Source organism: Pseudomonas sp. NPDC087690, from assembly GCF_044743175.1.
Classification (GTDB): domain Bacteria; phylum Pseudomonadota; class Gammaproteobacteria; order Pseudomonadales; family Pseudomonadaceae; genus Aquipseudomonas.
This window is the reverse complement of the sequence record NZ_JBIUVX010000021.1, coordinates 85,360-92,163: the sequence shown is the minus strand read 5'-3', so window position 1 is coordinate 92,163 and position 6,804 is coordinate 85,360. Positions and strand designations below refer to the sequence as shown.

The window sequence follows — 6,804 nt, the reverse complement described above, 5'->3', positions numbered from 1 at the left end:
TGATTACGCCCTTGACCACTTCCTCAGCTGCGAAGGCTGCTTCCAGAACGATCCAGCACTCGGCGCGCTTGGCTTTCTCACGGGACAGCTTGGTTTCACCGAAACCGTCTTCAACCGAGTCCAGAGCAACGTGAACTTCGTCACCGACATTGATAGTCAGATCGCCAGCGTCGTTGTAGAACTGCTCAAGCGGGATGAGTGCTTCAGACTTCAGGCCAGCGTGAACGGTTACCCAGCGAGCCTGGTAATCGATATCAACGATAACACCGGTGATGATGGAGCCTGCCTGAAGGTTCAGGGTTTTTAGGCTTTCTTCAAAGAGTTCCGCAAAGCTTTCGCTCATTTTAATTCCTGTAAATGAGGGCGAAGGATACGCCCATCTCCACACCCCAGACGGTGTGGGTTAGTTTCATTAAAAAGAAGCGCTGCAGGACTATGACTGGTCCCCTGCGGCCTTCTTGGTCACCCGGCGATATCGCGAATGGCGATCTCGCTCATGATGCGTTCAAGCACCTGATCGATGGACAACTCCGTGGAATCCAGCTGTATGGCGTCAGCCGCCGGCTTAAGCGGGGCTACCGCTCGCTGGGTGTCACGCTCATCGCGTGCACGGATCTCATCTAGCAGACTCGACAGACTAACACCCTCGACTTTGCCCTTCAACTGCAAATATCGACGGCGCGCCCGCTCCTCGGCACTGGCGGTCAGGAAAATCTTCAGCGGAGCATCGGGAAACACCACCGTCCCCATGTCGCGACCATCGGCGACAAGGCCCGGCGCTTCCTGGAAAGCACGCTGGCGTTGCAGCAGCGCCTCGCGCACGGCGGGCAATGCAGCCACTTGCGAAGCGCCGGAGCCGACGCTTTCAGTGCGAATGACATCACTGACTTCGTCGCCTTCCAGAATGATCCGCTGCAGCTGCCCCTCGGTCGCTGCGATGAACTGAACATCCAGATGAGCGGCCAGTTTCTTCAGCAGCTCTTCATTGGTCAGGTCAACGCCATGATTGTGCGCAGCAAACGCCAGCAAACGGTAAAGCGCACCGGAATCCAGCAGGTTCCAGCCCAGACGCTTGGCCAGAATCCCGGCCACGGTGCCTTTGCCCGAGCCACTTGGCCCATCAATGGTGATGACCGGTGCAATGTTCTTCACGACTGAGCCTCTTGTGCCACACGAATGCCGACCTGCCCGCACAATGCGAGGAAGTTGGGGAACGACGTCGCGACGTTGGCGCAATCATGGATACGGATCGGTGCAGTGGCGCGCAACGAAGCGACGCTGAACGCCATCGCGATACGGTGATCACCGTGACCGTGCACTTCGCCGCCGCCGATCTGGCCGCCATCGATGATGATGCCGTCCGGGGTCGGCTGGCATTTGACGCCCAGTGCCAGCAAACCGTCAGCCATCACCTGAATGCGATCCGATTCCTTGACCCGCAGCTCTTCGGCGCCGGTCAGTACGGTGCGCCCTTCAGCACAAGCAGCGGCGACGAACAGCACCGGGAATTCGTCGATGGCCAGCGGAACCAGCTCTTCGGGAATCTCGATACCTTTGAGTTTAGCTGCCTTCACGCGCAGGTCGGCCACCGGCTCGCCGCCGACTTCACGCTGATTCTCCAGAGTGATGTCCGCGCCCATCAGACGCAGGATGTCGATCACGCCAGTGCGGGTCGGGTTGATGCCTACGTGTTCGAGCACAAGCTCCGACCCTTCGGCGATAGACGCTGCCACAAGGAAGAACGCCGAGGACGAGATATCGCCTGGCACTTCGATGTGAGTCGCGGTCAGTTTGCCGCCGGACTCAACCGAGGCCGTAGCACCTTCAACGCTCACAGGATGGCCAAAGCCACGCAGCATGCGCTCGGTATGGTCGCGAGTCGGAGCCGGCTCAGTCACGGTGGTCTTGCCTTCAGCGTACAGACCGGCGAGCAGCAGGCAGGATTTCACCTGAGCACTGGCCATCGGCATGGTGTAGGTCAGGCCTTTGAGCTTGTGGCCGCCGCGAATGGTCATCGGTGGACGACCTTCAGCAGCAGTTTCAATCACGGCACCCATTTCACGCAGTGGATTGGCCACGCGATTCATCGGACGCTTGGACAGCGACGCATCGCCCGTCAAGACGCTGTCGAAGTTCTGCGCCGCCAGGAGGCCGGACAGCAGGCGCATCGAAGTGCCGGAGTTGCCCAGATAAATCGGGCCCGGCGCCGGCTTCAGGCCATGCAGGCCGACACCGTGGATGGTCACGCGGCCGTGGTGCGGGCCTTCGATGACCACGCCCATGTCGCGGAACGCCTGCAAGGTCGCCAAGGCGTCTTCGCCCTCAAGGAAGCCTTCGACTTCGGTAACGCCTTCAGCCAGCGAGCCGAGCATGATCGAGCGGTGGGAAATGGATTTGTCACCCGGTACGCGAATCCGACCGGACAGGCGGCCACCAGGTTGAGCCAGGAAGATCAGATCGTTGGAATTCATAGCGTCCACATAGGCCCTGCGGGCCAGGATTTTACTGAAATGCTCGCGGGCAACCCGGGCGCGAGTGAAAACGCCCAACAATTGGTGCCCATCCCCTGCATCGACCGCGTCGCGCAAGGCGTCGAGGTCGCTGCGAAATGTATCGAGTGTGCGCAGGACAGCCTCGCGGTTGGCGAGGAAGATGTCGTGCCACATCACCGGGTCGCTTCCGGCGATTCTTGTGAAATCGCGAAAACCACCCGCAGCGTAACGGAAGATCTCAAGGTTTTCATTGCGCTTGGCCAATGAGTCGACCAGACCAAAGGCCAACAGGTGCGGCAGATGACTGGTCGCAGCCAGCACTTCATCGTGACGCTCGACCTGCATGTGCTCGACGTCGGCGCCCAGTTCTCGCCAGAGACGGTCGACCACTGCCAGCGCAGCCGGATCGGTTTGCTCAAGCGGCGTAAGAATCACCTTGTGACGACGGAACAGTTCGGCATTGGAGGCTTCCACCCCGCTCTGCTCGGAACCGGCGATCGGATGGCCCGGCACGAAACGCGCCGGCATACCGCCAAACGCCTCGGTCGCCGCACGCACTACATTGCCTTTGGCGCTGCCGACATCGGTCAGAATCGCCTGCCCCAGATCCATGCTCGCCAAACGCGCGAGCACTTTTTCCATGGCCAGGATCGGCACCGCCAGTTGAATCACGTCAGCGCCCTGGCATGCCGCAGCCAGGTCATCCTCACAACGATCAACCACACCCAACTCGACCGCCAGTTTGCGCGATTGCGGATCGAGATCGACCCCGACCACTTCGCGGCACACGCCACTTTCACGCAAGCCTTTGGCAAACGAACCACCGATCAACCCCAGACCGACCACCACAAGGCGACCGATCATAGGTGCAGCAGATTGCAGTGCAGTGACATCACCCACGAGCCAGAACCTTGCGCAGCGCTTCGAGGAAGCGGCTGTTTTCCGCCGGCAGACCGATGGTCACCCGCAGGTGGTTCGGCATGCCGTAGTTGGCCACCGGACGCACGATCACACCTTCACGCAGCAAGCCTTGGAATACCGGGGCCGCGACCTGAGCGAGATCGACGCAGATAAAGTTGCCTTTGGATTCGATCCAGTTCAGGCCCAGCTCACGGAAACCGGCCTGCAGTTGTTGCATGCCGGACTCGTTGAGTTGGCGGCTTTGCGCCAGATACTCTTCGTCTTTCAACGCCGCACACGCCGCCGCCAACGCGAGGCTGTTAACGTTGAATGGCTGGCGAACGCGGTTCAGCACGTCCGCAACAACCGGGGTCGACAGGCCATAGCCGACGCGCAACGCCGCCAGACCATAGGCCTTGGAGAAGGTGCGCGACACCAGCAGATTCGGATACGCGGCGAGGAAATCCAGACCGTCCGGCAGATCGCTGCCTTCGGCGTACTCAATGTAAGCCTCGTCGAGCACCACCAGCACATGCTCAGGAACATCCTGCAGGAACTCGTCCAGCGCTTCAGCGCCGAACCAGGTGCCGGTCGGGTTGTTCGGGTTGGCGATGAACACCACGCGGGTGTTGGCATCGATAGCCGCGAGCATTGCCGGCAGGTCATGCCCCCAATCCTTGGCCGGCACCACTTTGGCCTGCGCGCCGACCGCCTGAGTGGCGATCGGATACACAGCGAACGCGTGCTCACTGAACACCGCATTCAGGCCCGGCGCCAGATAGGCGCGTGCGACCAGCTCAAGAATATCGTTGGAGCCGTTGCCCAGGGTGACCTGATTCAGCTCGACGCGGCATTGCTCGGCCAACAGTGATTTCAGCGCGAAACCGTTGCCATCCGGATAACGGGTCAGCTCGGCCAGCTCTTCGCGGATTGCCGCCAAGGCTTTCGGACTGGCACCCAGCGGGTTTTCATTGCTCGCCAGCTTGACGATTTTTGCCGGATCCAGATCCAGCTCGCGCGCCAGTTCGTCCACAGGCTTGCCCGGAACGTACGGCGAAAGTTGTTGCACGCCCGGCTGTGCCAGAGCGAGGAAATTGCCACTCATTTGCTACCGCCCCTTAGAGAACTGCTTTCGGGTAAGAACCCAGCACTTTGAGTGCTACCGCTTCCTGACTGATCTTTTCCAATACACCTTTGATCAACGGATCACGGTGGTGGCCGACGAAGTCGATGAAGAACACATACGTCCATTTGCCGCTGCGCGACGGACGGGTTTCGATGCGGGTCAGGTCGATCCCGTTGTCATGGAACGGCACCAGCAGCTCGTGAAGCGCGCCGGGCTTGTTGCTCATGGACACAATGATCGAGGTCTTGTCGTCGCCGGTCGGCGGCACTTCCTGGTTACCGATCATCAGGAAGCGCGTCGAGTTGTCCGGACGATCTTCGATCTTCTCGGCCAGGCGGGTCAGGCCATACAACCCTGCCGCCATGTCGCCGGCAATCGCCGCCGAGTTCCACTCACCTTTAACCCGCTTGGCCGCTTCGGCGTTGCTCGACACCGCAACACGCTCGACATTCGGGTAGTGCGCGTCCAGCCACTTGCGGCACTGGGCCAGCGACTGTGCGTGGGAATAGATGCGGCTGATGCTGTCGGTCTTGGTGTTTTCACCGACCAACAGGTGATGGTGAATGCGCAGCTCGACTTCGCCGCAGATCACCATGTCGTGCTCGAGGAAGCTGTCCAGCGTGTGGTTGACCGCGCCTTCGGTGGAGTTTTCCACCGGGACCACGCCAAAATTCACCGCACCGGCTGCCACTTCACGGAACACTTCGTCGATCGCCGCCATCGGCTTGCTGATCACGGCGTGACCGAAGTGTTTCATGGCCGCGGCTTGGGTGAAGGTGCCTTCAGGGCCCAGATAGGCCACTTTCAGCGGCTGCTCCAGCGCCAGGCACGAGGACATGATTTCGCGGAACAACCGCGCCATCTCTTCGTTGCCCAGCGGCCCCTGATTGCGTTCCATCACCCGCTTGAGCACCTGAGCTTCGCGCTCAGGACGATAGAACACCGGCACTTCGCCTTCGGCCAGCGAGGCCATCTTTACTCGCGCGACTTCCTGGGCGCAACGCGCACGCTCACTGATCAGCTCGAGGACTTTGGTGTCCAGAGCGTCAATGCGAACGCGCAGTGCCTTGAGTTCTTGCTCGGACATCAGCCGTGTTCCTTCTCGAATTCAGCCATGTACGCCACCAGCGCATTGACCGCGGTGATGTCGACAGCATTGTAGATGGAGGCGCGCATGCCGCCCACGGAGCGGTGGCCCTTGAGGTTGAGCAGACCGCGCGCTTCGGCGCCGACGAGGAACGGCTTGTCCAGACGATCGTCAGCCAGACGGAACGGCACGTTCATCCACGAGCGGTCCGACTTGTTGATCGGGTTGCTGTAGAGGCCGCTGGCGTCGATGAAGTCGTACAGCGTGCGCTGCTTGACGTCGTTGAGCTTGGCGATCGCTTCAACGCCACCCTGCTCTTTCAGCCACTGGAACACCAGACCGGACAGGTACCAGGCCAGGGTCGGCGGGGTGTTGTACATCGAGCCGTTATCCGCCGCGACCTTGTAGTCGAGCATGGTCGGGCACAGTGCGCGCGCCTTGCCGAGCAGGTCTTCGCGGATGATGTTGACGACGATGCCGCTCGGGCCGATGTTCTTCTGCGCGCCGGCGTAGATCATGCCGAAACGCGAAATGTCGACCGGGCGCGACAGAATGTCCGAGGACATGTCGGCTACCAGCGGCACGTCACCGGTTTGCGGAATCCACTGGAATTCCAGACCACCGATGGTTTCATTCGGCGCGTAATGAACGTAAGCGGCGTCTTTCGACAGGTTCCACTCGTTCTGGCCGGGGATGGCGAAATAGTCGTAAGGCTTGGCGGTGGCGGCGACATTGACGTGACCGTAGCGCGAAGCTTCTTCAATGGCTTTCTGCGACCAGATACCGGTGTCGATATAGTCGGCCGAGCCGCCTTCAGGCAGCAGGTTCAGTGGGATCTGCGCGAATTGCTGGCTGGCGCCACCTTGCAGAAACAGCACTTTGTAGTTCGACGGGATATTCAGCAGGTCACGCAGATCCTGCTCGGCCTGGGTGGCGATGGACACGAACTCATCGCTGCGATGGCTCATTTCCATGACCGACAGACCCTTGCCGTGCCAATCAAGGAGTTCACCCTGGGCGCGCTGCAGGACAGCTTCAGGAAGCGCCGCAGGACCGGCGCAGAAGTTATAGGCTCGCTTGCTCACATCCAATCTCGCTCTGATTTGGTGGTATCACGCAATAAATCACACTACCGATCAACACGGCCCTGTGGGAGCGAGCCTGCTCGCGAATGCATCACCGCGGTGCGTCAGAGTTAC

6 protein-coding genes are annotated in these 6,804 nt (G+C 60.5%); all 6 read right to left on the bottom strand.

The annotated features are described in order from the left end of the window. Positions 1-343: S1 RNA-binding domain-containing protein (locus tag ACIPIZ_RS19285; RefSeq protein WP_401166753.1), on the bottom strand; the 343-nt coding region annotated here is incomplete at its 3' end. 119 nt (positions 344-462) lie between these two features. Continuing rightward, complete coding sequence (cmk, locus tag ACIPIZ_RS19280) at positions 463-1,152, bottom strand: (d)CMP kinase (protein WP_064391442.1); 690 nt, start codon at positions 1,150-1,152, stop codon at positions 463-465. After that, positions 1,149-3,356, bottom strand: coding sequence for a bifunctional prephenate dehydrogenase/3-phosphoshikimate 1-carboxyvinyltransferase (locus ACIPIZ_RS19275; protein ID WP_064391679.1), 2,208 nt, complete (start codon positions 3,354-3,356; stop codon positions 1,149-1,151). The genes cmk and ACIPIZ_RS19275 overlap by 4 nt, the downstream gene beginning before the upstream one ends. Positions 3,357-3,384: 28 nt before the next feature. After that, positions 3,385-4,497, bottom strand: coding sequence for a histidinol-phosphate transaminase (gene hisC / locus ACIPIZ_RS19270; RefSeq protein WP_110720381.1), 1,113 nt, complete (start codon positions 4,495-4,497; stop codon positions 3,385-3,387). Positions 4,498-4,510: 13 nt separating this feature from the next. Beyond that, positions 4,511-5,605, bottom strand: coding sequence for a prephenate dehydratase (gene pheA, locus ACIPIZ_RS19265; RefSeq protein WP_016770924.1), 1,095 nt, complete (start codon positions 5,603-5,605; stop codon positions 4,511-4,513). Next, on the bottom strand, positions 5,605-6,690 hold the full coding sequence (gene serC / locus ACIPIZ_RS19260; RefSeq protein WP_401166748.1) for a 3-phosphoserine/phosphohydroxythreonine transaminase: 1,086 nt from the start codon (positions 6,688-6,690) through the stop codon (positions 5,605-5,607). Before serC ends, pheA begins: the two co-directional genes overlap by 1 nt. Positions 6,691-6,804 lie beyond the last annotated feature (114 nt).

Excerpts from the sequence above, each read along its gene's own strand:
- ACIPIZ_RS19275 (WP_064391679.1), bottom strand. The coding sequence starts at position 3,356 with ATGATCGGTCGCCTTGTGGTGGTCGGTCTGGGGTTGATCGGTGGTTCG.
- hisC (WP_110720381.1), bottom strand. The coding sequence starts at position 4,497 with ATGAGTGGCAATTTCCTCGCTCTGGCACAGCCGGGCGTGCAACAACTT.
- pheA (WP_016770924.1), bottom strand. The coding sequence starts at position 5,605 with ATGTCCGAGCAAGAACTCAAGGCACTGCGCGTTCGCATTGACGCTCTG.